Genomic DNA, 23,860 nt, shown 5'->3' with positions numbered 1-23,860 from the left:
AGAGAGGATAACTGAATGGGCCGGCCGGCTTAACGGAGCTTAAATACGGACAACACCCGTCGTCCAAAGGCTTTCACCTGATGCACTTCCTTGTCCTGGAACTCGTAGTCTTTGGCATGGAACCGGTAAGTCGAGAGGTAATAATCGGCTTGGTTGATATCATCCACAAATACAATCCGGTCTTGCAGCGCGGGGGGCAGAATCAGCACGTTGAACGCTGCGGGACTAGGCATGGGCGCATTGAACGTAATCCGGGGCCGCTCATCGTGGGCCAACACATACTCCAGACCTTGGCGGTAGCTAACGCCCCAGTAGTCCATCTCGAAGCGGTGAGGTACATCTTTCCCCGCCAGAAGGTTAAAATACACGTTCTGTAGGGGGTGAGCCCGCACCATTTGCACTGCTATGCTTCCCATGCTTACCAGGGTCACTCCAGCCAGTAGCCTAGGCCAGTACTGCGCCCAACCAGCAGCCGGCCGCCAGTGCCACAGGCTCCAGGCTCCGCGCAACGCCAGCAGCAGAGCCGCCGGGTACAAGAAATAGAGCTGGCGCCAGCCATCGTATACAACTGATTTTAAAATCAATATAGCCAGCAAAGGCACCAGCCACAGGCCTAGAAACAGCACGTCTTGCATTTCCTGCTCAGTAGCCCAAAGCCGCAGCCCGCCCGCTCGCAGTCGTAGTATTATCTGGCGTATTACCACCACTAAGCCTAGCAGAAAGGGCACTACGTAGAGTAAGGGCGTAGTAATACCCATCCAGACGAAGGCATAATGCCAGGGCAGGCTGGTAGCAGCTCTCATTTTGCCGAAATACAGCACTTCGCCTCCCCAACGGAACACACTCATGTTGCGCCAAGCCAGCAGAAAATTATGGAGCGGCGCAGACCACAGGTAGGGCCAGAGCGCTACCACCAGCCCCGTTGTGAGTCCGCCGTACACCAGACTCACGACCAGGGCTTTACTGGCGCGCACCTCCCCGTATAACACCCGCACCAGCAGCAAGGCCAGTGTGGCGGCGGGCAGCAACACACCCATAATGCGCACATCAATGGTAACGGCGCAGGCTAGCGCGTGCCAGCCAGCCGTGCGCAGGCTCGGGCGCCGCAGCAGGCGCACGCCGGTGTTGGTGGCCACGGCAAATAAGGCCATGAACACGGCATCCTTGTCGTTGTAGAAGAAGTCAGCAAACAGGCGGGGGCTCAGTACCAGCCAGAGCGTGCCCAGCAGGCCCCACTTCCAGGAGCTAAAGCGCCGCCGCGCCAGCTGAAAGAAGGCCAAACACCCACCCCAGCACACTAAAAATGTGGCCAGGTGCCGGAATAAAAACCGCTCCCGAGTAGTCTCTAGCCGCAATAGGCGCTCCACGTAACACACCGGGGCTTCAAACATTACTCCGTAGTCTCGGTCGTAGTGCTCGGAGAGCGGTACGGTGTAGGGCCCAAAAGCTGGATCCCAGAGGGCCAAGTCAGGGTCAAAGCGCTGTAGCACGTGCTTCAGGCTGATCATGCCATTATCACGACTCTGGTTCTCATCAATTGATAGTCCGTAATCGGAATAAACCCAGAGGCCTAGCAGCAGCAGCAAGCTAAAAAACAGGCTTACGGGTAGCCACGGCCGCCGATCCAGCACGGCCGGCAGCCGCAGGTAGGCAATATCAGGCATCAAAGTAGGTTTGAACAAAGTAGAGCGGTCGGTTCTGGTTTTCGCGGTAAATCCGGAAAACGTACTCCCCCAGGATGCCCAGGAACAGTAGCTGAATACAGCCTACAAAGTAAATGCTCAGCTCCAGTGATGACCAGCCGAAGGGAGCCAGGCCCAGGGCCTTGCTTACCAGAACCCATACGCCCCCGGCCAGGCAAATTATCATCCCGAAGAGGCCTGTGTACAGGCACACTTTAATGGGCAGGTCGGAGAAAGAAAATACGGCGTCAAAGGCCAGAGCAATCAGGCGCTTGTACGACATCTTCGGCACCGTACCATCGTGGCGGGCCTGCCGGGCGTAGGGCACTGGCACCTGCCGATACCCGATAAAGGAGCGCAAGCCGGGTAAATAGCGGTTTTTCTCTTTCAAGGAAAGGAAAGCCTGCAACGCCCGCTGGTTCAGCATAGAGAAGTTGCCCACATTGTCGGTTTCCTTCAGGCGGGAAAAGTTGCGAAACACCCCGTGAAAGATCTTGATCAGCGTCTGCCGGGCCCAGCCTTCCGCGCGGTCGGTCCGGTGACCGTAAACAATGTCGTACTGATCATCTTTCAATAGCTCGTACATGCGGCCCAGAAGCTCCGGCGGGTCCTGCAGGTCACCATCCATCATGGCCACGTACTGGCCCTTGGCAGCAAACAACCCGGCCGTATAAGCGGCCTGGTGCCCAAAATTACGGGAGAGCACCAGCACTTTCAGCCGTGGGTCAGAGGCGCGCGCGGCCAGCAACAAGGCCAGCGTCTGGTCACGGGAGCCATCATCTACGCAGATAATCTCATAGTCATCCGTGATGCTGCGCACGGCATCTGTGGTGCGCTGCACCAGCGTTGCCACCAAGCCCTCCTCGTTGAAAACCGGAATAACAACGGAAAGCAGCGGGTTAGCCATAGAGGATAAACACTAGAGAAATATCAGTTTCTCACAAATGTAACAAGATGTTGGCAGCGCGAAAGCTGCCTTCAATCCTTACCCAGTGGCCTAGCCTACCCGCAATCAACCCAAGCCGAGTATCTTTCCCACTCGCTCGGCTCTTCCAATGTACGCCACCCCTGCTAGGCCTCTCATACCTTAGAGTATTAGCCGGCCAGGATTAGCCTACTGCTTCATCTGGCCGACTGAAAGCTTGTTTGGCTTGGTGTAGCCAGCCTGCTACTTTCGTTTGTCTTGGCCGCCCTGCGGCTTGTTTGTTGCCTGAATTCCCCGCTCGTGGATCTATCTGTCGTTATCCCTATTTACAACGAAGAAGCAAACATTGCCCTGCTGTATGAGCGGCTGAGAGCAGTGGTGGAGGGCATGGCCTTACCGGGTGGCTACGAGTTCATTTTTGTCAACGACGGCTCCCGCGACCAGTCCATGGCGCTGCTTCGACTACTGGCCAGCCGCGACGAACGAGTGCGTTACCTTGATTTTAGCCGGAATTTCGGGCACCAGATTGCCGTAACAGCTGGCCTAGACGGCGCCCAGGGTGCGGCAGTGGTTATCATTGATGCCGACTTGCAGGACCCGCCAGAGCTGATTCCGGAGCTATATCAGAAGCTGCACCAAGGCTACGAGGTGGTATATGCCAAGCGCCGCAGCCGCCGGGGCGAAAGCCGGGCTAAACAGCTCACCGCCAAGCTATTTTACCGCCTGCTGGCGCAAATCACGCACATCTCCATCCCCGTTGATACCGGCGACTTCCGCATTATCTCGCAGAAGGTAGTGGCGGCCCTGCGCCAAATGCCGGAACAGAATAAGTTTATCCGGGGTCAAATTTCCTGGATTGGCTACCGGCAGGCCTGCGTAGAGTATGACCGTACCGAGCGGGCCGGCGGGGCCACGGGCTACACCTACCGCAAAATGCTGGGCCTGGCTCTCGATGGCATTACCGCCTTCTCCGATGTACCGTTGCGGGTGGCCACCATCAGCGGTTTCACCGTTTCCGGGGTGGCGTTTTTAGTGATGCTGTACACTCTTTACGCGCGCTTTATCTCCCATGACTTTCAGCCGGGCTGGGCTTCCCTAATGATTAGCATTCTGTTCTTGGGCGGCGTGCAGCTGATTGCGGTAGGCGTTATTGGAGAGTACATTGCCCGGCTTTCCGCCAACGTGCGCCAACGGCCACTGTACATTGTATCTGAGACGAACATTGCGCCTCCACCCTCTCCAGAGGCCTCTGCGTAGTTCTTTTGGGGTGGGAGCAGTACCTTACTCCTCCACTCTCGCCTCTCCTATGCAGTACTTCCAGAACTATATCGATGGGCAGTTAATAGCGCCAGCCGCCGGGCAGTACCTGCCTGGCGTAGAGCCAGCTACCGGGCAAGTGTACGCCCAGGTTCCGGCCTCTGATGCTACCGATGTAGCCCAGGCAGTGCGGGCCGCAGAGCGGGCACTGCCCGCTTGGCGGAGCCGGCCTGCCGAGGAACGTGGCCGCCTGCTGGTGCGCATCTCAGAGCTGATTGAGCGAGACCTGGAGCGGCTGGCCCACGCCGAAAGCCAGGACAATGGCAAGCCCGTCAGTCTGGCTCGTTCCGTTGATATTCCTAGGGCAGCCAGCAACTTTGCCTTTTTTGGCACTGCTGCTCAGCACTTTGCTTCTGAAACCCATTACCAGGAAGGGGTAGCGCTGAACTACACGGTGCGCCATCCGCTGGGAGTGGTGGGCTGCATTTCCCCCTGGAACTTACCGCTTTATCTCTTTACCTGGAAAATTGCACCGGCCCTGGCAGCTGGCTGCTGCGTGGTAGCCAAACCCTCAGAAATTACACCCTACACCGCTTACCTGCTGAGTGAATTGTGCATGGAAGCAGGTTTACCACCTGGCGTGCTTAACATAGTGCATGGCACTGGCCCGGCAGTGGGGCAGGCAATAGTAGAACACCCCGGCATTAAGGCCATTAGCTTTACGGGCGGCACCAAAACCGGGGAGCACATTGCCCGCACCGCGGCTCCCATGTTCAAGAAGCTCTCATTAGAGCTAGGCGGCAAGAACCCTAACGTGGTATTTGCCGACTGCAACCTTACGGAAGCGGTGGCTACCAGCTTACGCAGCAGCTTCTCCAACCAGGGGCAGATTTGCCTCTGCGGCTCCCGCATTTTCATTGAGCGCCCCATTTACGCTGCTTTCCGGCAGGCTTTCCTGGATGGCGTGGCCTCATTAACCGTTGGCGACCCACTGGCCCCCGGTACCCGGCAGGGTGCTTTGGTCAGTAAGGCTCACCTGGAAAAAGTACTGGGCTACATTGCGCTAGCCCACCAGGAAGGTGGTCATTTGCTGGCCGGCGGAGAGCAAGTACACCTGCCAGGGCGTTGCGCCGAAGGATACTTCCTCCAGCCCACCGTATTTGAGGGCCTGGCCCCTAACTGCCGCGTCAATCAGGAAGAAATTTTTGGCCCAGTGGTTACGCTCACACCCTTTGATACGGAGGCCGAAGTAATTGAGTGGGCCAACAGCACCGAGTATGGCTTGGCCGCCACCATCTGGACCCAGGACCTTACCCGGGCTCACCGGGTAGCGCACGCCCTACACAGCGGTATTGTGTGGGTCAACACCTGGCTGCACCGTGACTTACGCACGCCTTTCGGCGGCATGAAAAACTCGGGGGTTGGGCGCGAGGGTGGCCTGGAGGCGCTCCGCTTTTTTACTGAGCCGCAGAACGTATGCATCAAGCTTTAGGCAGCGGTTGGCTTGATATTCTTCTATGCCTGGGCTTACCACAGGGTTACTACTGGCCTAGCGCACATCCCAGCGGTAGAGGCGCAGCTTGCCTGACTCTGCCAGCAGGGTGAGGTGCTGGTTAGCAGGGAAGGCAGCGCCGGCTTCAATGAGCTGCCGGGCATGTGGGTTTGTTTGGCGGCCAGCCAAATCATTGGAGCCATCATAATAGCTCTGATCATACAACACCAGTACTGGCTTGCCGTTGGCAACTAGCTGCTGGCGTAGTTCTGGGGCCGGGCCAGCAGGGTCAAAGAGAGTTCGTAGCAAGCTGGCATATTTTGGGGGCGTCCTTGATAATTTGGCGGCCATCAAGGGCAGGTTGGTACGAAGAGCCAACTGGTAGCTGCGGCGCGAGTGGGGGTCGTCGTCGTCCAGAGTGAGGTCCATGTTTTCGCTGCCCACGTGGTAGAAGGGCACGGGCAAAATGGCCTGATACTCTTCTGGCTTCAGTGAAAACGTCAGCGGATACAGATCAGACTGAAACATGGCGTTCGTCAGCGTATTCGGAACCAGGCTACGGCTATAAAACTTGAGCGTGTCGCGGGTATCCACGTAGGCCAGTAAGATGAGGCCGGCGGCCAGCACCCAGCGAATGGAGTACCGGTTGGTGCGCAACCAATAATCAAGCCCTACCAGCACAAACAGATTCACGAACCAGAAAAACGGCCAGCAAAAGCGTGCTACGGTCCGGAAGTGGGAGGCCGTATCCGTGAGCTTGTGCAAGTAAAAGAACGGACTCAGATAATTGGTGATATGATACTGTCCATCGAAGATGTCGTACACCGTCCCGACGGATCCGAACAGGCCTACGAGCGCTGCTACACCCAATAAGAATAAAAACTCCCACTCTGGTGTCTGCCCCCAAGTGGCCCACCAGCGCCTAGTAGCAGGCCGGGCAAACAACCAGGCCACCAGCAGGGCCACCAGGCCAAAGAGCGCAAAAGCGCCTAAATATGCCTGCGATTCTTGCGTGACGTAGGCCGTAGGCTCGATAATGAAGTGGGTAGTCTCGTAGGAATACTGCTGGAACAACGCCGATACCTGCAGCTTCCAGGCGGGATAGTTGAAGCCGGTGGGATCAGTAAGGCGCAGGGCGTAGTAACGGTCAACGGCCCGCACAATGAGTACACTCAGCACCAGCGGTAAGCCTGAAAGGGCCGCCCCCGCCAGTACCAGGCGGGGTTGCTTGCGCCAATGTGCCTTAGGCAATAGCCAGGCAGCAAAGAATGCTCCCGTGAGGAGGCCTAGCAGTGGCAGGTAGTACAGGTGCAGAAAAGAAATAAGCGTAAACGCCACTACCAGACCAGCCACGGTTTTGCCCAGGGGCAGCCCCGCCTGCTGCCGGTCATAAATGCGCAGCAAGCCCCAAATTCCGAGCAACACTACCCAGCTGTAGGAGAGGTTAAAGTGGCCCATTAGCAGCCGCCCCACCTGTGGGCTCAGCCACGGCAGCACAATGGCAAAGAAGAGCACCAACCCCCAGTAATGCAGCAGTCGGTGCAAGATCAGCACCAGGAGAGCCGTACTGGCCAGAAAACCCAACAAGAGTAGCCCGTGGTATATATCAAGCCCATAGGGTGTGATATCATGCACGTACTGCGACCACAGCCGGACGGCAGCAGCGAGCAGGGGGGTATTATCGGCGTAAAAAATATAGTCGCCGAAGGGATAGTTCATCATCCCGAACCAGGCAAATCCGGCGGCAGCTGGCTGCTGTATGTAGGCCTGAAAAGTAAAGTAGTTCTTCAGGCCGTCGTACCCCGTCACCAGCAAATGCTGGCCTGGCTCAGTAAGCAGGGGGCCTAGGGCTCTGAAAACCAACCCTATTTGAAGCAACAGAGCTGCCAGAAGCAGCCCCGTTCGAGAAGGACGGCGTAACCACGCCGGAAGCGAAAATGTCATTCTGGAAAACTCAGCGGATAATCTGCAGGCGGCATGTACGCCGCTCGTCGCCTACGCGCAGCTCTGCAATATAGAGGCCCGCCGCCGGAAAACTGTTGACATCCAGCCATTGCTCATGCCGCCCAGCCTGCTGCTGTTCTCCGTGTAGCATACGTACTATTTCACGACCTTGCACGTCTAGTATCCGCAGCCATACGGCTCCGGCCGCTGGCATCTGGTACGCCATCAGGCTAGAGCGGTCAAAGGGGTTAGGGTAGTTAGGCTCCAGGGTTAGGCTGGTATACGTTTTACCATCTCCCTGCCCACCCACTGTGCTGGGCACAACTCGCGGAATAGCAATAGAATCTCCCAACTGCTGGCCGCTTTTGTGGCGCACTTGCGAGTATTGGCGACCAATAAACTGTAAATGTGAAAACTCCCAACCCGAGGGCTGCCCATGACTGGTCATGGTTTCGCTGTAGGCCTGGTATACTGCCCGCTGATTAGCAGCCTGCTCAGGCTGCAGATTGATTGGACGCCGACGGCTATCATAGCCGACGTAGAGTAGCGTACGGCACTCTATTTTATTGGTGGCCGCCAGCGCTACTTCCCCTGCCATCCGATGGTCAGAGTGGTCACGGGGGTTATAACGCTCATCGGGCTGTGAGGCATGAACACTCACCTTCGCTTCACCCACCTCTTTCTTCAAAAGTCTTTGTACCGTCTGAATCAGATCATCCCAGGAAACATAGGACAGGCTGCCATCGAGAGGTGTTACGAAACGACCGTCCTTGAATAGCTGGCGCATGCTCTGATAGCCACCCCGGGCCTGGCCTTTGCCATCCAGGTTACCGTCGGGCAGGCGCAAAGAGTAGGCCACCGTATTCCTGTAGCGCTGCATAAGCACGGAGTGGCCTTTAACCGTTATTTTACAAGTAGTGGGCACCACATTCGACGCCGGCACCGAGAGGTTGGCTGCTTTCTGCACCGCCGCCTGAAAAGCGGCTTCGCGCCCCAGCCAGAAGGTATCGCCGGGCTCATTGGCCTGGCCACCGGTCAGGCAGATAAATATGGCTTTTCCACCGGCTCGCTGCACGTCAGCACAGGCATCGCTCCCCATAAACAGCTGCCAGTCGTCGGGGTGAGCCGTGATATATACGGCCACTGGAGGAGCATTATTTGTAGAAGAACCCGGTTGAGCCCAAGCCGCACAGGACCACACTAGGGCTAATCCAAACGTAAAAATCCGCAGTAAAGGTGATGTCATTCGGGTGTAATCGCGTGGTGGAGCAGCAGAACGCAGCCAAAGAGGAACAGAGGAATCGAAAATTAACTATTTCGAGGCTCATTTCTCACTCGGGCTGAGAGCTATCCGACGAAAGTTTTATTTCCCTCGGTAGCCGTACCTTTTCACTCGCTAATATACATTTTTATATCATTATAAAAAGAACATTTTATATTATTACTCTGCAAGAGGGCCATACTTGCGCCCGCCTAATTAAACGTGGCCAACGTAGCTTCCAGCTCACCGAGTGAAGTCTCTGCAAACTGCAACGAGTCAGGAGGAATGCTGGTACGGGCTTCTTGCCGGGCTACAAAAGGCGCTCCGTTCTCATAGCGCATCCCAAGTAGCACTATTTTGGCACGAGCCGGCGCAGCCAGAAACTGGTAGCCTCCGGTTTGCGGCATTCCGGCCAGCACTACCCTTCTCCCTGGCAGCACCATTCGCAGGGCAGTTTGCTCCGCCGCTGCAGGTACAGGCACGTAGTACGCCGTGGTGGCCCCGGTCCAAGCCTTGCCGGTAGCAATCCAGCCCAGGCGCCTCACCCACATACCGTTGGGCACCTTCGCAAATTCGGGCTCTGTGGGGTCTGAGGCGGCCAGCCCATGGGCTTCTACGGCTGAGCCAGCGCCTTGCTCAAAGGCAAACCGAATGGGGAGGGTGAGGCGAACTTTCACGGCTTGTCCTTCTTGCTTGCCTGGCTGCCAGCGGCCTGAGGTTTGCCGCAACACGCGCAGCACTTCCTCATCACAGCCGTCTCCTAGTCCTTTGATAATCCGGGGGTTGGCTACCCGGCCAGTTTCATCAACAACAAAAGAGGCAAATACTATCCCTTGGGTTTGGTGACTCATTGCCTGGCTGGGGTACCGAATAAGTTTGTTGATATCTTCGGGCCCGTCTCCGTACTGGGGCATCTGCTCAACGGAGCTATACACCTTTTCAGCGGCTGTGGCTGCCGCCTCAGCTGCCTTCCAGCGTAGTGGCGCGCTTGTGCCCACGGCATCTCCATAATATAGCTGCGGCTGCGGTGCGCTGGCCAGCTGCACCTGCATTTCCTGGCTAGTAGCCAAGGCTAGTTGCTGCCCGCCCGCCGTGGCACGCACCAGCACGGCCCCGGCCAGTTCCAACGGAGTGCCAGTCGTTGTCTCGGTTAGCAAATTAGAGAGCAGCAAGTCGGCAACAGAATAACACTCTTTTACCTCTACCCATACGGTACCGGTAGCCGGGCGCTGACGGGCATCGAGCAGCGCTTTGGCCGGAATTCGGATGATAGTACCCTCCCGCCCCTGCACTTCTGCCGGCCTAGAAGGATCAATCTGGAAGTATTCGCTGGCTTTCAGCGTTAGGTCCTGCAAGCGGGCTTCTACCGGAGGCGCTGCCATATTGAAGGAAGACGGCCGCACTACCCCGCGACGATACACCACCAGAGGCGCTTTTCGGTTCGTGAGCCGCTCCAGATGGTGCCAGTCGCGCCGCACGGGCGTCACAGCCACTGGCTCCACAACGGAATCCAGGGCTAGGGAGTCGGCTAGAGCGGGGCTGCGCTGCTCGGTACGCTTTGGCTGGTCCCGTTGGCATCCGAGGGTGGCAACTGCCAGTAAAGACAGCAAATAAAAGGGGCGGAGAGTAGGCATAACAAGGGCTATACGCTGTTAGGTAGGCGCTTATTTGGCTTAAAGGTTATGTTTTTCAGTAAACAACTGGTTAGCAACGTTAAAAAGAATACTACCATAGACCTAAACGGCATACTGCTATCCTTCCCTTTGTTCCTCGCTCTTCAGTTCAGGCTACGTCCAGAATTGTTGGCTGCCTATGCTAGGCCACTGGCTGTTGCCGCACGTGCAGGCCTTTCCATGAGCAGTCTTTCCGGGAGCCACACGCTATTTGTACTGAGCTATAGTAGCCGGCATGGAGCCAGGCCGGTATCAGGCCGAGGCTGACATCCGGTTGCAATAGTGCCAACTCAAGGAAGCCACAGCTTGGACAACAGCAAGTAAAATGTTGGCAGGGTTTAAACGTTAAGGAGGGCAGTGCAGGCGCGCTTACTATCCTCTGAGCCTGCTATGCACGCAAACGCAACCATTGTGGTGCTAGGCCACTCCTCCATCTACTTATATTATGGCTGCGCTACCAGTTGTGGTTTAGCCCACCAAATCTCCGACCTTTACGCCCATATGCGCTTTCCCCAGCCCCTTCTGCTCTTTTCGCTGCTAGGCCTAGCGGCCTGCCAGCCCGACCTGAACTCAGGGCCCCGCGTTGATTTTGTGGCTAGCAGTCGTTTTACCACGGGCAACCGGCGACTCACCACTCCCGGCGACACGGTAGCCACCCGTATATATGCTGAGGCCGAAAAGGACTCCCGACTGACGCGTATGCTCATTACGGCTGAGTACCAACCCGTACCCGAGGGCATTATTTACCCACAGGTAGGGTACGTAGAGGGCGACCAACCAACATTCAAGCTCACCTATTTAGATTCTACCTTTGAAACGGTTGCGCGCTTCACTACGGAGTTTGCCTTCCAGAGTGTGCAACCCACCCGTACTACCCCGGGCAAAGAGACGTGGGTGTATGAAGCTACTGATACCAACGGCAATACCGGTAAACGCAGCTTTTTTCTTCGGCTGGGCCGCACCGATTCTTTATACATCTATCATAGCTACCGGGTAGGCCTGCAAGCCCCTACCCCGGATAATGCAGCGCGGCGCAGCTATCTGGCACTGCGCTCAGGTTTAGCGTTGCCAAAATTCACGGTACGCACAGCCCCACAAAATACTGATGCGCAACAGCTTATTGATTTAGTGTACGTGCCAAACGTTACTACCGGACCAGGGCTGGCCACGCCTGCCAACTCCCGTGCCAAGCTGCCCGATAATCGTTGGCCCATTAAGCGCCAAACGCGTATCCGGCGCACCACACTCAACGAAACTACTTTCACTACCCTCACCACTACCACGCAGCTTACGGCCGCTTTCGCTGCGGGCACTCAGTTTACTGATTCTACTTACACAGGGGCGGTTACCAAAAACCAGGTTATTGCCTTTCGCACACCAGAGAATAAAACTGGCGCCATTCTTATAGAAGATATTATTGCCACCCCCACCCCCACGTTTATTCTGCAAGTGCGGGTCACGAAGTAAAACAGGCTAGGCCTCCATAGAAGAGCCACTTCCATTCTTGGAAGTGGCTCTTCTATGGAGGCCTAGCCTGTTTTACTAGAAATTAACGCCTACCGTAACCGACGTAACAAACCGGTCGCCTTTCACCCCTACCACTGGCTGACGCCCGCTGGCAAGCGTATAGGAGGAAGTGTAACTGTCGTCAGTGTTATAGACTCCGGCCAGATCTAGGTAGAAGTTGCGTTGGGCGAAGCCAACACCGGCAGTGTAAAAGTTCTGGGCTCTGTCGAAGGCAGTCGTCTTGAAAGGGTCGCCGTAGCGAGCATAACCCGCCCGGACGCGAAACACTTCAAAGCGCCCTTCAATGCCAGCGCGGTAATTGAAGGCTTTACCGTAGGTAGTAGAAATAGCCTCATTCTCTACGGAGAACACGCTGGCCCCATCACCATCAGCACCTGATAAGCGGGCTTGGTTGTAGTTAACGTACTCTACATCACCACTCAGGAAAGCATACTTCCCCAGCAAAAACACTGCCCCGCCAGTAGCCCTGAAGGGAGTGGTAAGTTGGTATGTATACTCCCCTGGCTGAGTGCTTTCAGAAGCGGAGGTAACACCCGCCCCAGCGTACGGCTCACTGCTGAAGTCAGACTGGATGGAAGCTCCATAGGTATCGGTGAGCTTGCTGAAGGTTGGGGTCTGCACCGAGAGGCCAAACCGCATATAATCAGCGGGCCGGTAAATTACTCCTAACCGGAAATTAACCCCTGTACCTCTGGTTTCCAGGGTATTGCGGCGCAGCAAGCTAGAGAAAGGCGTATTAGGGTCGTTGTCTGTTTCCCGGAAGTCGCGGGTTTCTTTGTAGCGGGTACTTACAATGCCCAAAGCGCCACCAATGTAAATTTTGTCGCGGAAGCTGGCGCCGTAGCCAAAATCAAACTGGGTCTGGCCGCCACTGGTTTCTATTGTTTCTTCCTGCTCAATGGCATTGGCCCGCCGAATGGTACCAAGCGAGTCGCCGCCGTTTAAGCGGCTCCGGTAGAAGTTGGTGAGGTATGCCCCGTAGGCCAGCCCATCAAGGGAAGTGTAAGCGTTGTCCTGGTACTCCTGATCAATGTCGTCGTAGCTAACCCGAGGCTCGCGTAACCGCTGAAACAAGGAACGGTCATCGGTAGTAGTGTTCCGATAATGGACGCGACTATTGAAGTCATTTAGGCGAGTAATCCCAAAGGCGAATGTGCCCGAGCGCCATTCCGAGGAGTTATCGTCATCGGGTAAGCGGTTGGTAAAGGCCACTCCCAGGTTGCTTAAGACCAGAGAAGAGCGCTGATCATTAATACTAGTAGAGCCTGCTTGCGCTTTGGTAGAAAGATTTCCAAAACCGGGCGTAATACTGGCATCTGACTTTACATAGAGGCCTAGGCCAGCGGGGTTGGATACCAGACTACCTAGGTTGGCGCCTACAGCAGAGGTTGCCCCGCCAATACCAAGTGCCCGGGCTGGGCCTCCAAATTGAACGCGGGAGTAGCGCAAGGCATCGGTCTCGTTTTGGGCAAAAGCGTGGCTGGCCAAGCCCAAAAAGGCCAGGCCTAAGCCATATTTCAAGTTTTTCATGGGGAAGGAAGAGAGTAGCCGGCCTAGGCGGCCAGCAGTTCAATCAGTAGCTGGATATAGCTAAATACGCAGGAGAGGCAAGGGTTATTGTACCCGACCCCGGCCGCGCGACCCGCCGCCACCGCCGCTGTTGCCACCGCCAAAGCTACCACCGTTATTGGAAGGCGAGTAGCTACGGGATGGCTCAGAATAGCTGCGCGTAGGCTGCTCAACTGAACGGGAAGGCTGCTGCCATGCCCGCTCCCGACGAGCGGGCTGATCTGCTGAGCCCGACGATTGCCCATCGCTCACCCAGCCACGGCCCCGGCGGGGCTGGCTGTAGTCGCTGGAGCTGGTAGCTGGCTGAGCACCTGGTTGGCCCGAAGCCTGCTCCAGTACCCGCCACCGGCGGCCGCCGCCATCAGGGTTGAGGTTTGGCTGTGAGGACAGCACCTGCCGTTGGTCGCCGGAAAGCGCCCGGCCCGAACGGTCTGGCCCGGTGTTTCCGGAAGCAGCGCCTTGCGCTGAGCCAGCAACGTCACTTTCTAAGCGGCCCCGGCCGCGGGTAGGCGTTGGGGATGATACCACGCCGGTGGAGCCGGTAGCAGGCGTTAGGATACCGTTTTGCTGTACTTGCCCCCGCACACCGTTGCTGGTAGCAGTGCTACCTGCTCGCGTGGCATTAATGGCGCCATCACGGCGCGGGCCATACACCACCCGGTTGCGGGGGTTATTATCGTAAGATCCTCGATTACCATAATAGCCAGAGCCCAAACCACCGTAGTAGTTACCGTAGCCACCTAGGCCACCGTAGTAGCCACCGTAGCCGTAACCGCCATAGCTATACACGTCGTAGGGGTTGTAGCCGAAGGGCCGGTACCAAGGCCGCCCTATGCTGATGCTGATGTAGCTGCCGCCACCCCAGAAGGGGGAATAGAACGGATCATAAAACGCCGAGCCGAACCGCGAGTAGGCACCTGGGTAGTAGGAGTACGCGGGGCCGCCATACCAGAAAGGATCAGTGTAGGCGAAATCATAATACCCCATGCCAAGGCCACGATAAGACGGCTGGTGGAATCGCCGCAACCGAGCCGCGTATCCATAGCCATCATCATAATACTCAGTGGAAGCGGTAGAAGAACCGTCGTTACCGTTATAGTCGGGGTTGGCCACGTCGCCAGGGTTGCTAGCATCCGTTTGACCCTGAGTATCTGTTGCTGATTGCATAGCAACGGGAGCAGTTACCCGATCCTTGGAAGAAAAATATACGCCGTCGCTCTCCGTAGTGGTGAGGGCCGACGTGCCGGCGCAGCCGCCCAAGGTAAGCAGGGCTATAGCGGGCAATACGGAGTGGATGGATTTTTTCATGGATGCTAGCGCGAAAAGAACGAATTGGAGGATTAAAAACTAATAGTGCCCGGCAATGATGGACTGGGGCCGGTCCACATCCTCCGGATTTAATAACGTAATTTAGCCCCGAAACGGTGCCTTTTCTTAGAGACAAATCTTATACCAGAAAAGGAACCTTTCTGCCTAATCAAAGATACTCCGAATATGAGCAAAAGTTTGCCGAAACGCAGTGAAGATTATTCACTGTGGTACAATGAGTTGGTGAAGCGTGCCGGCCTGGCCGAAAACTCGGCCGTACGGGGCTGTATGGTTATCAAACCGTACGGGTATGCCATCTGGGAAAAGATGCAACGCACCCTGGACGATATGTTCAAACGGACGGGCCACCAGAATGCCTATTTCCCGCTTTTTGTACCTAAAAGCCTGTTTGAAGCTGAGGAGAAAAATGCCGAAGGCTTTGCCAAGGAATGCGCAGTGGTAACCCACTACCGCCTGCAAACTGACCCCGATAACCCCGGCAAGCTACGCGTAGACCCCAATGCCAAGCTGGAAGAAGAGTTGGTAGTGCGTCCTACCTCGGAGGCCATCATCTGGAGCACTTACAAAAACTGGATTCAGAGCTACCGCGACCTGCCCCTGCTCATTAACCAGTGGGCCAACGTGGTGCGCTGGGAAATGCGTACCCGACTGTTTCTGCGCACCGCCGAGTTTTTGTGGCAGGAAGGGCATACTGCCCACGCCACCGCCGAAGAAGCCGTAGCTGAAACCCGCCAGATGCTGGAGGTATACGCGCAGTTTGCCGAGGAGTGGATGGGCCTGCCCGTGGTGAAAGGCGTAAAAACTGAGAATGAGCGCTTTGCCGGCGCCCTCGACACGTATTGCATTGAAGGCTTGATGCAGGACGGTAAGGCGCTGCAAGCAGGTACTTCGCACTTCCTGGGTCAGAATTTTGCCAAGGCCTTCGACGTACAATTCGCGACCAAAGAAGGTGGCCTGGAGCACGTATGGGGTACCAGCTGGGGCGTAAGCACGCGCCTGATGGGTGCCCTGGTAATGGCCCACTCCGATGATGAAGGTCTGGTGCTGCCGCCCAAGCTGGCGCCTATTCAGGTGGTAATTGTGCCCATTTATAAAACCGGCCAGCTTGATGAGCTGCTGGAGCGTATCCGGCCGATGCAAATGGGCCTGATTGAGCGTGGCATCTCAGTAAAAATTGATGACCGCGACACCGAGCGCCCCGGCTTTAAGTTTGCCGAGTGGGAGTTGAAAGGCGTACCTGTACGCATTGCCGTGGGTATGCGCGACCTAGACGGCGGCACCGTAGAAGTTGCCCGCCGCGACACCAAGGAGAAAATGAACCTGCCGCTAGCCGACATTGTGAACAGCGTAGATCAGCTGCTGCACGATATTCAGCGCAATATTTACCAGCGGGCCCTGCGCTTCCGGGAGGAGAACACCACCCGCGTGGATACCTACGAAGAGTTCAAGCAGGTTCTCGACAACAAGCCTGGCTTTGTGGTAGCCCACTGGGATGGCACTTCTGAAACCGAGGAGCGCATCAAGGAGGAAACCAAGGCCACTATCCGCTGCATTGCGCTTAACGAGCCCGATGAGGATGGTGTTTGCATTGTAACCGGTAAGCCCTCGAAGCGCCGTGTGTACTTTGCGCGGGCCTACTAGGCCTAGGCCACTACAACTCGTGTAAAAAGCCCCGCTGCCTGCTCGGTAGCGGGGCTTTTGTGCTAGAGGGGTTAAGCAGGTTGGCTTTCTTTTTGAGAGGCAGTGGCTGCCGCTCTTTCCGCTTGTTGCACGTGGCGCTGCATGTGCGCTACTACAAAGAGCAGCGCCTCCCCTACCCGTAGCTTCAGTAATCGAAAAAACTCTACGGGCACTGCCTTCTGGTTGAGGTTAGCCTGTGCCGCTTGGGGCAGCAACGCCCGAATTGCTGTTACTTGTGCCTGAAATTCCTGCACTACGGCCGGCGTCAGGTGGCTCTGGGCGGGGTTCATGCGGCCGAGTGTTTTTTGCGCCTTGCGGTTGTCAGGCCGTACCAGCTCATATGACTTACGGCCTAACCAGCTAAAGCCTACCTCCTCACCTGGCCCAGCGGAGGCCTTGGAGTGGCCTAGGGCCCGTTGCAGGGCGGGCAAGTAGTAGCGTCCGTAGCGGTTCAAATGCTCCAGGCATTCCAATACGCTCCAACTTTCGGGGCTGGACTTGTGGTTTAGCACTGCTTTGGGTAGCGGCAGTAGCTGCTGCACAGAAGCCTCAATAGTAGCTAGCCGGTGCTGAATATCAGCGAGAAAGGCAGTTGATTGCATAAGACAAACTAGGGACGTTGTACAGGGCAAACATCCGGAACCAGAATCCCCAAAACCTTGATGGTAATCAAGATTTAGCGCAGCCGGCTCAGCGTTTCGGGCGTCATGCGCAGGTAAGAGGCAATGTACTTTTTGGGCACCCGCTGAAACAGCGTAGGGCTGCGGGCTAGCAACCGTTGGTAGCGCTGGGCCGGATCTGGCAGCAGCAGATCTATTTCTCGCTCAATGCGGCCCACTAGGTTGCGCTCTAGCTCGGCACGCCAGAAGCGGGCGAAGTTGGTATTTTGCTCCACAAAAGCCAGAAAATCTGAACGGCTGATGCCCAGCAGCTCACTCCCGCGTAGCGCCTGAATACCGTACTCCGACGGCTGCCCGGTCACGAAGGAAGGAAAGGAGCAGAGCAGGCTGCTCTCATAGCCAAAGCCCACGCAGATTTCCTCGGGGCCCGCCGGAAAGTAGATGCGCAGTAGGCCAGTGTGTACAAAGTACAGATGGTGCTCTGCTTGCCCCGGCCGAATCAGGAATTCGCCTCGCGGCAAGCGCATGGCCTTCCGCCACTGCGCCACAAAGATTTCAACATCGGCGGGTGTTAGTTGCGGCACCTGGCCTAGCAGACTTTTAAGAGCCAGAAGTGCGGCAGATGGAGTGGCAGAAGTAGGCGACACGGAAGCAGAAGCGTAAAACCGACTGGAAAAGATAAGAAAGCCAAGCCATTACTGGGCTTCTGCGTATCTTTTCCTGACCAAACACTCTATTCCTATGGACTGGCTCACAATTGCGCTATTACTCCTTTTCGGGCTGCTGTTTCTGGCGGTCGAAGTCATTTTTATTCCTGGCACCACGGTAGTGGGCTTGGTAGGCTTTGGCCTGCTGATAGCGGGTATCTGGTTCAGCTACCGAGACTTGGGCACTAATACGGGCCACGTACTGCTAACTAGCTCGGCAGTGGTAGTAGGCCTCCTGGTGTACATGGGTCTTCGCCCGAAGAACCTCAACCGTATGGCGCTTACCAACGTCAACGATGCTCGTGTGCAGGATGTGCGTCACGCCGATGTGCTGCCCGGTACTCTGGGCCGCACCCTTTCTGCTTTGCGCCCTGCCGGCACCGTTCTCTTTGATGATGACCGCCGTGAAGTAACTACCCGTGGTGAGTTTGTAGCAGCCGGCTCCGAGGTGCGCGTGCTGGCTATCGAGCACAACCGTATAGTGGTAGAAAGGGTGGCCTAGGCAGTTCTTCACTTATTTTGTTGTTAGTTGCTGTCCAGTTCCGTCTTGTTTTCTTCCTCCGATGTTAGATAGTATGGATTTCCCGTTTTTCCCGATTGTCGTCGGTGGCATTGTGCTACTGGTGTTTCTGTACTTCTTCCCCATCAGCCTCTGGATTACGGCCCTATTCTCGGGAGTGCGGGTGAGCCTGTTTCAACTGGCGTTTATGCGGGTGCGCAAAGTGCCCCCATCCCTCATCGTCAACTCCATGATTACCTCCACCAAAGCTGGCCTAGAGCTCACTGCCAACGACCTGGAGACCCATTACCTGGCGGGTGGCAACATTCCTAGCGTTATCAAAGCCCTTATATCGGCTGATAAAGCCAACATTCCACTCAGCTTCAAGCAGGCTACCGCCATTGACCTGGCCGGCCGCGATGTGTTTGAGGCCGTAACTACCAGCGTAAACCCAAAAGTGATTAACACGCCCAATGTGGCTGCTGTAGCGCAAGATGGTATCCAGCTTATTGCCAAAGCCCGTATTACGGTGCGCGCTAACATTGCCCAGCTGGTGGGCGGTGCCGGCGAAGAAACCATTCTGGCCCGCGTAGGCGAGGGCATTGTAACCAGCATCGGCTCCTCGCACTCGCACAAGGAAGTGCTGGAAAACCCCGATAAGATTTCCAAGCTGGTGCTGAGCAAGGGCCTGGATGCCGGCACCGCCTTCGAAATCCTGTCTATTGATATTGCTGACATTGACATAGGAGAGAACATTGGCGCCAAGCTCCAGACCGATCAGGCCTCCGCCGATTTGCGCGTAGCCGAGGCGCGTGCCGAAGAGCGCCGGGCCATGGCCGTGGCCATGGAGCAGGAGAACCGCGCTAAAACGCAGGAAGCCAAAGCCCGCGTGGTGGATGCCGAGGCCGAAATTCCGAAAGCTATTGCGGAGGCTTTCCGCTCCGGCAACCTTGGCATTATGGACTACTATAAAATGCGCAACATTCAGTCAGATACAGACATGCGCGACTCTATTGCCAATCCCAGCGGCCAGAACAGCAGCACCAAGCCCGGCCGCGACGAGACCCGGTTGAGCTAGTGTACCTACTGTTTGTACCGCATAAGCCAACAAGAAAGCCCGACTCTACATGAGTCGGGCTTTCTTGTTGGCTTATGCGGTTGGGCAACCTGGCGTCAATAGTTAACGCTCGGCACCTCTCTTACTTCTTGGTGATGCGGAACTCCACGCGGCGGTTGAGACGGCGGGTTTCTTCCTGCTCGTTAGAAGCAATGGGCTTTTTATCTCCGAAACCTTCAGTGGTAATACGGCTGCTGCTGATGCCCTTGCTCACGATGTATTTCTTTACCTCGTTCACACGGTCTTGGCTTAGCTTCAGGTTTAGCGCGGGGTCGCCCTGATTGTCGGTGTGACCTTCAATCTTGATTTCTACCTGCGGATAGGCCTTTAGCGTTTTAACCAGGCGCTGCAGCTCCGGATAAGAAGTCTCGCGCAACACATATTTGCTCTGCGCAAAGAAGATGTTGTTCAGCTTGATAGTCTGGCCTACGGCGAAGGGCACCAGATACAGATCTTGGTTTACCTCCGAGTATTTCTGCCGGTCCGTCACGTCCAGGTTGTCTGACTCGGCCAAGTACTCTTTCGCTTCTGCCCGGTAGCCATAGTGCGCGCCAGAGGGCAACACAATAGTGTAGGAACCATCAACGGGGCTGGTTTCGGCTACGCCAATTTCCTCACCTGTAAGCAGGTTCTCGTAGAGGATGGTGGCTACAATAGGCTTCTTGGTAACTGCATCCAGTACTCGTCCTCTTACCAAGGTCACTACCTCCGGTCGGAAGCTAGGCGTAAGGTTAATGCGAAAGATATCCTTGGAGTTATCAATGCCCTTGCGCGCCGATACTAGGTAGGCCTCTTCACCCGCCGCCGATACCGTGTAATAGGCATCAAAGTCGGGAGAGTTTACCTTGGCTCCCAGGTTACGGGGGCGGGTCCAGTTCGTCCAGGTATCATCGAGACGCTTGCTGTAGAAGATGTCGCTCTTGCCATAGCCGCCCCATCCTTCTGAGGCGAAATACAAGGTCTTGCCATCAGCGGCCAGGAATGGCGCAAACTCCGGTTTTTTGGTGTTGATGTTGGGGCCAAGGTTGCGGGGCTTCGTCCAGCCAGCATTATCTTCCTTGCGGAAGCTCACGAATATATCCTGTTGCCCCTGCCCGTCCTTTCGGTCAACGGCCATTAAGAGCACTTTACCCGAGACGCCTAGGTAGTAATCAACGTTTTCGGGGTCATCGTTGTAGAAGTCATCAATAGTGACTTTCTCAGGCTGGCTCCACCCCGTTTTAGTGCGGCGCGACATGCTTATGCCCTTGGGGTCAAGCGTACCGTCGGGTTTATATACGTTGATCAGCAGGGCCGTATTGCCATCCGAGGAAATGGAGGCTAAGCCGTTGGGCCCCGGAGTGTTGATGGGGCTGCCGATGTTCTTTGCCTGGCTCCAGGTTTTCTTCTGGGCACTTTGCAGCGTTGAGTACCATACATCCTGAGCGTCTTTGGCCCCGCCCACATTCTGGGGGCTTTCCTGGCGGGCAAAGAATAAAGTGCGGCCATCGGGTGAAATTACCGGGTGGGTATCCACGTATTTGGTATTCACGTTGGGCCCCAGGTTCACCATGGCTGAGTCGAAGCTTACGGCATTCTTCTCGGCCTGGAATTCCTTTTTCACCATTACTTCGGCCACATCAGCAATACCAATGGCATCAAGCTGGTTCACCCCATTTACTGCCTTAGTATTCATGGAAACTACCGCGCCAATAGTACGGTAGGTACCCGGTGAAAAGGTAACCTGCAAAGCTCTGAATGCCTCCGGAATAGGTCCCGGGTTGGCATTTGCATACACCTGGTGTTTTTGACCGCGCGTATCTACCAGCTCAATTTTGGTAATGGAGCCAGGGTTAAAGTTCTCAACAATAGTTACCTGCTTGGCAACAAGTGACTTCGGAAATTTTACTTCGATAGACTCGTTGGCACCTTCCTTCCTAGGAATCCAGGCGTCGTTACTAACTTGTCCTAGCGGGAGGGCGTTGGGCTCACCAAGCACTTTTTCGGGGGAGAAGGCTTCTTTTCCTTCTGCCTTTTGCGACGAAACGGCCACCACTTTATTGGCCCAGACAGCGTGTTGGGCTTGCGTGATGCTATGTATCCCTACTACCAACCCTCCCGACAACAGTATTTTTCGGATGCTCATATGGTTAAGGGCAAAACATAAGGCTTTTGGCAAGTCATGTAATTTGGGGAGCTAGCCAATTAGAATCCTCTTAGACGTTCCGTAGGTTTGGTTAGTTGCAAATCTCTATGAAAGCGGCACAAAGGTACGGAGAGATATCCCACCGGTGTCAGTTAAGCTAGTTTTGGCCTAAAAAAGGTGTTTCACTAACCACGACACTAATCTAACCTATTCTATAAAAAAGTCAATTATTTATTGACTTATTCTCCTTTTTCTACTCTCCTGACATCACCTGATTTTTAGCACTGAGCTTAGACTACCAGTTTACTGCTATAAGTAGGCCATGCTTAATCCTAAGAGCAAACCATTACTAGCTGCCGCTTTTCTCCATAACGCACAGGCAGCCATTTGCTTGCATATACACGACTAAAATTTCAGGTTAGCTCAGGGCTGCAGTGTAAATGTGCGGGTTTCGGCGTTGAAAGGCCCCGGTATCTGGTTGCCTTTCTCATCAAGCAGCTCTAGTTTGATGGTGTTTTCACCAGGAGCTAGCCCCTCCATTATATAAGGCACCCACTGATCTAACACAAACTCCGTACCGTCGATGGTAGCTCGTACTTTGTTGCCATTGGGTGAGAGGGTGGTATTTACCAGATAAAAGTCTAGCATTACCCGCTTGGTATCCTTGCCCTTATACACGTCTTTCGGGCGGCTGTAGAACAAGTGAGGAGCCTGCAGATCAAAGTTTTGGGTGCTGTACACTCCTGGCCCTACGGTAAGTACTCGCAAATCGTAAGCCCCCCGGTGCTTCAGGCTCTCATGATAAGAGCGCGACAGAAAGGATAGCACCACGTGCTGCCCATCGGGAAGGGGCTTGCTGAACTCAGTGGTGTAGTGGGCCGTGTAGGGCTGGTTATCTACGATGTTATGAATGTGCTGGCCCTGCTGAGAATTGGCCAGATGCTCGGCATGAGGCCCACCCGTCATGCGGGTTAGCTGAAAGTTGGTCAGGTCGTAGTCGAAAGCTACCGGGCCGCTAGGTACCGCCGAGCCAGATGGGGGCGTTTTCAGCACTAGTTGCGCCTCCGCCATTTTAGGCGAGTCAGTGAGCGGAGTCAGCCGGATGCCGTTCTTCTCTATGAATCCTTCAGTGCTTAGGCTTGTTATAGCCTCACTGGCTGGTTCCACTTCAGTTTCCTGCACCCGCCGGGTAGTGTCGCAGGCAGCCAATGCTGCAACCAATAGGGCACTCAGTAAGTATGTAGTTGTTTTCATAGAGTTATTCAGGACGCTGAAGTGGCCTACAGCCAGAATACCGATGGCTTGGTAGCACCACAAAGACGCGTTTTTTAAGTACCTTGCGCCTTACGTAAGGTTCTCCAAAAAGTATATCGTTTCTCCCCCATGGAAGAAAAACTGCTGGAGGAAATTCCCTCCCTCGATCTGGCTGATTTTCGCTCCGGTGACCCGGAACGCAAAGCCCGCTTTGTTCAACAACTCGGTGAAGCCTACCAGAACATTGGCTTCATTGCACTCAAAAACCATGGTCTGAACGCTGAGCAGACCACTAAGCTTTACTCCGACGTGCAGTCGTTCTTCTCGCTGCCCGACGACGTGAAGCAGCAGTACGAAAAGCCCGAGCTAGCTGGCCAGCGTGGCTACGTTAGTAAAGGTAAGGAGCACGCCAAAGGCCGCAACACCGGCGACCTGAAGGAATTCTACCACGTAGGCCAGGAAGTAGACGACCCGAATGACCCCATCGGTGCCGAATACCCCGAAAACATCTGGCCCAAGGAAGTAAGCAGCTTTGCTGATACCTCCCTCACCACCTACAAAACGCTCGAGGCAGCGGGTAAGGATGTATTACGGGCTATTGCCCTGTACCTCAATTTGCCCGAAAGCTACTTCGATGACAAGGTGCGCAATGGCAACAGCATCCTGCGCCCTATCCACTACTACCCTATCGAAAACCCCGACAGCGTTCCGGCCGATGCCGTGCGTGCTGCCGAGCACGGCGACATCAACCTGATTACGCTGCTGATGGGTGCTTCTGCCGATGGCCTGCAGGTGCGGCGCCGCGACGGCAAGTGGATTCCTATTACTGCCCTCCCCGACCAGATTGTGGTAAACGTGGGCGACATGCTGCAGCGCCTCACTAATGGGGTGCTGAAGAGCACCATCCACCGCGTGGTGAACCCACCCCGCGAGAAGATGAATTCTTCCCGTTACAGCATCCCTTTCTTCATGCACCCTCGCTCTGAAATGAGCCTGGCGGCTCTGGAGAGCTGCGTAACACCCGAAAACCCGAAAAAGGAAGCCGATATTACTGCCGGCGAGTTCCTGAATGAGCGCCTCATAGAGCTGGGACTAAAGAAAAAATAGTCCCCTGGCCGTAGGTGCCCGCGCTTGAACTCATCGGAACCTTACGTATTCCCACTCGCGCACCTGCCCGTTCCCTTGTTTTCATGCCGGCC

The 23,860-nt window shown here is 55.6% G+C and carries 18 protein-coding genes; 7 read left to right on the top strand and 11 right to left on the bottom strand.

Translation table 11 applies throughout. The annotated features are described in order from the left end of the window. Window positions 1-29: 29 nt before the first annotated feature. Window positions 30-1,664: a hypothetical protein gene (locus HMJ29_RS08280; RefSeq protein WP_171591030.1), complete on the bottom strand. Its 1,635-nt coding sequence runs from the start codon at window positions 1,662-1,664 to the stop codon at window positions 30-32. Further along, complete coding sequence (locus tag HMJ29_RS08275; protein WP_171591029.1) at window positions 1,657-2,589, bottom strand: glycosyltransferase family 2 protein; 933 nt, start codon at window positions 2,587-2,589, stop codon at window positions 1,657-1,659. The genes HMJ29_RS08280 and HMJ29_RS08275 overlap by 8 nt, the downstream gene beginning before the upstream one ends. Window positions 2,590-2,907: 318 nt before the next feature. On the opposite strand from HMJ29_RS08275, the gene HMJ29_RS08270 reads away from it, so the two are divergent. Beyond that, the gene (locus HMJ29_RS08270; RefSeq protein ID WP_171591028.1) at window positions 2,908-3,864 is read left to right on the top strand and encodes a glycosyltransferase family 2 protein; all 957 of its coding nucleotides are present in this window, start codon (window positions 2,908-2,910) and stop codon (window positions 3,862-3,864) included. Between the two features lie 49 nt (window positions 3,865-3,913). Further along, the gene (locus HMJ29_RS08265; RefSeq protein WP_171591027.1) at window positions 3,914-5,356 is read left to right on the top strand and encodes an aldehyde dehydrogenase; all 1,443 of its coding nucleotides are present in this window, start codon (window positions 3,914-3,916) and stop codon (window positions 5,354-5,356) included. A gap of 57 nt (window positions 5,357-5,413) precedes the next feature. Here HMJ29_RS08265 and HMJ29_RS08260 read toward each other — a convergent pair whose 3' ends face one another. The 3 genes from HMJ29_RS08260 to HMJ29_RS08250 form a co-directional block, all read right to left on the bottom strand. Next, complete coding sequence (locus HMJ29_RS08260; protein ID WP_171591026.1) at window positions 5,414-7,300, bottom strand: DUF6311 domain-containing protein; 1,887 nt, start codon at window positions 7,298-7,300, stop codon at window positions 5,414-5,416. A gap of 10 nt (window positions 7,301-7,310) precedes the next feature. Beyond that, window positions 7,311-8,444: a PIG-L family deacetylase gene (locus tag HMJ29_RS08255; protein WP_171591025.1), complete on the bottom strand. Its 1,134-nt coding sequence runs from the start codon at window positions 8,442-8,444 to the stop codon at window positions 7,311-7,313. 329 nt (window positions 8,445-8,773) lie between these two features. Then, window positions 8,774-10,195, bottom strand: coding sequence for an energy transducer TonB (locus HMJ29_RS08250; RefSeq protein WP_171591024.1), 1,422 nt, complete (start codon window positions 10,193-10,195; stop codon window positions 8,774-8,776). Between the two features lie 429 nt (window positions 10,196-10,624). Here HMJ29_RS08250 and HMJ29_RS08245 point away from each other — a divergent pair, with 429 nt between their 5' ends. Beyond that, entirely contained in the window at window positions 10,625-11,701 is a 1,077-nt protein-coding gene (locus tag HMJ29_RS08245) for a hypothetical protein (RefSeq protein ID WP_171591023.1), read from the top strand. Between the two features lie 75 nt (window positions 11,702-11,776). Here the strand turns inward: HMJ29_RS08245 and HMJ29_RS08240 are convergent, their stop codons facing one another. Both HMJ29_RS08240 and HMJ29_RS08235 read right to left on the bottom strand, forming a co-directional pair. Further along, window positions 11,777-13,291, bottom strand: a complete 1,515-nt coding sequence (locus HMJ29_RS08240) for a hypothetical protein (RefSeq protein WP_171591022.1) — start codon at window positions 13,289-13,291, stop codon at window positions 11,777-11,779. 84 nt (window positions 13,292-13,375) lie between these two features. After that, complete coding sequence (locus HMJ29_RS08235) at window positions 13,376-14,638, bottom strand: hypothetical protein (protein ID WP_171589548.1); 1,263 nt, start codon at window positions 14,636-14,638, stop codon at window positions 13,376-13,378. Window positions 14,639-14,824: 186 nt separating this feature from the next. Between HMJ29_RS08235 and proS the strand changes: the two genes are divergently transcribed. Continuing rightward, on the top strand, window positions 14,825-16,300 hold the full coding sequence (gene proS, locus HMJ29_RS08230; protein ID WP_171591021.1) for a proline--tRNA ligase: 1,476 nt from the start codon (window positions 14,825-14,827) through the stop codon (window positions 16,298-16,300). Between the two features lie 71 nt (window positions 16,301-16,371). Here the strand turns inward: proS and HMJ29_RS08225 are convergent, their stop codons facing one another. After that, window positions 16,372-16,941 (bottom strand): DinB family protein, encoded by a 570-nt coding sequence (locus HMJ29_RS08225; protein WP_171591020.1) that lies wholly within the window; start codon window positions 16,939-16,941, stop codon window positions 16,372-16,374. A gap of 74 nt (window positions 16,942-17,015) precedes the next feature. Continuing rightward, on the bottom strand, window positions 17,016-17,606 hold the full coding sequence (locus HMJ29_RS08220) for a Crp/Fnr family transcriptional regulator (protein ID WP_171591019.1): 591 nt from the start codon (window positions 17,604-17,606) through the stop codon (window positions 17,016-17,018). A gap of 94 nt (window positions 17,607-17,700) precedes the next feature. Here HMJ29_RS08220 and HMJ29_RS08215 point away from each other — a divergent pair, with 94 nt between their 5' ends. Continuing rightward, entirely contained in the window at window positions 17,701-18,168 is a 468-nt protein-coding gene (locus tag HMJ29_RS08215) for an NfeD family protein (protein ID WP_171591018.1), read from the top strand. 73 nt (window positions 18,169-18,241) lie between these two features. Further along, window positions 18,242-19,243, top strand: coding sequence for a flotillin-like protein FloA (floA, locus tag HMJ29_RS08210; protein ID WP_171591017.1), 1,002 nt, complete (start codon window positions 18,242-18,244; stop codon window positions 19,241-19,243). Window positions 19,244-19,364: 121 nt separating this feature from the next. Here floA and HMJ29_RS08205 read toward each other — a convergent pair whose 3' ends face one another. Together HMJ29_RS08205 and HMJ29_RS08200 are read right to left on the bottom strand one after the other, a co-directional pair. Beyond that, window positions 19,365-21,407 carry an OmpA family protein gene (locus tag HMJ29_RS08205; RefSeq protein ID WP_171591016.1) on the bottom strand — a complete coding sequence of 681 codons (2,043 nt, stop codon included), beginning with the start codon at window positions 21,405-21,407 and terminating at the stop codon, window positions 19,365-19,367. 423 nt (window positions 21,408-21,830) lie between these two features. Beyond that, entirely contained in the window at window positions 21,831-22,661 is an 831-nt protein-coding gene (locus HMJ29_RS08200; RefSeq protein WP_171591015.1) for a hypothetical protein, read from the bottom strand. Window positions 22,662-22,790: 129 nt separating this feature from the next. On the opposite strand from HMJ29_RS08200, the gene HMJ29_RS08195 reads away from it, so the two are divergent. Continuing rightward, window positions 22,791-23,768, top strand: coding sequence for an isopenicillin N synthase family dioxygenase (locus HMJ29_RS08195; protein WP_171591014.1), 978 nt, complete (start codon window positions 22,791-22,793; stop codon window positions 23,766-23,768). The last annotated feature ends 92 nt before the right edge of the window (window positions 23,769-23,860 follow it).

Origin of the sequence: Hymenobacter taeanensis, from assembly GCF_013137895.1 — a bacterium.
Lineage (GTDB): Bacteria > Bacteroidota > Bacteroidia > Cytophagales > Hymenobacteraceae > Hymenobacter > Hymenobacter taeanensis.
This window is presented reverse-complemented; position numbering and strand designations above follow the sequence as displayed.

What these genes read in the sequence shown, in the direction of transcription:
- HMJ29_RS08235 (WP_171589548.1), bottom strand. Translation starts at nt 14,638, where the DNA reads ATGAAAAAATCCATCCACTCCGTATTGCCCGCTATAGCCCTGCTTACC.
- floA (WP_171591017.1), top strand. Translation starts at nt 18,242, where the DNA reads ATGGATTTCCCGTTTTTCCCGATTGTCGTCGGTGGCATTGTGCTACTG.
- HMJ29_RS08240 (WP_171591022.1), bottom strand. Translation starts at nt 13,291, where the DNA reads ATGAAAAACTTGAAATATGGCTTAGGCCTGGCCTTTTTGGGCTTGGCC.
- HMJ29_RS08275 (WP_171591029.1), bottom strand. Translation starts at nt 2,589, where the DNA reads ATGGCTAACCCGCTGCTTTCCGTTGTTATTCCGGTTTTCAACGAGGAG.
- HMJ29_RS08280 (WP_171591030.1), bottom strand. Translation starts at nt 1,664, where the DNA reads ATGCCTGATATTGCCTACCTGCGGCTGCCGGCCGTGCTGGATCGGCGG.
- HMJ29_RS08215 (WP_171591018.1), top strand. Translation starts at nt 17,701, where the DNA reads ATGGACTGGCTCACAATTGCGCTATTACTCCTTTTCGGGCTGCTGTTT.
- HMJ29_RS08205 (WP_171591016.1), bottom strand. Translation starts at nt 21,407, where the DNA reads ATGAGCATCCGAAAAATACTGTTGTCGGGAGGGTTGGTAGTAGGGATA.
- HMJ29_RS08250 (WP_171591024.1), bottom strand. Translation starts at nt 10,195, where the DNA reads ATGCCTACTCTCCGCCCCTTTTATTTGCTGTCTTTACTGGCAGTTGCC.
- HMJ29_RS08195 (WP_171591014.1), top strand. Translation starts at nt 22,791, where the DNA reads ATGGAAGAAAAACTGCTGGAGGAAATTCCCTCCCTCGATCTGGCTGAT.
- HMJ29_RS08265 (WP_171591027.1), top strand. Translation starts at nt 3,914, where the DNA reads ATGCAGTACTTCCAGAACTATATCGATGGGCAGTTAATAGCGCCAGCC.
- HMJ29_RS08260 (WP_171591026.1), bottom strand. Translation starts at nt 7,300, where the DNA reads ATGACATTTTCGCTTCCGGCGTGGTTACGCCGTCCTTCTCGAACGGGG.
- proS (WP_171591021.1), top strand. Translation starts at nt 14,825, where the DNA reads ATGAGCAAAAGTTTGCCGAAACGCAGTGAAGATTATTCACTGTGGTAC.
- HMJ29_RS08200 (WP_171591015.1), bottom strand. Translation starts at nt 22,661, where the DNA reads ATGAAAACAACTACATACTTACTGAGTGCCCTATTGGTTGCAGCATTG.
- HMJ29_RS08245 (WP_171591023.1), top strand. Translation starts at nt 10,625, where the DNA reads ATGCACGCAAACGCAACCATTGTGGTGCTAGGCCACTCCTCCATCTAC.
- HMJ29_RS08225 (WP_171591020.1), bottom strand. Translation starts at nt 16,941, where the DNA reads ATGCAATCAACTGCCTTTCTCGCTGATATTCAGCACCGGCTAGCTACT.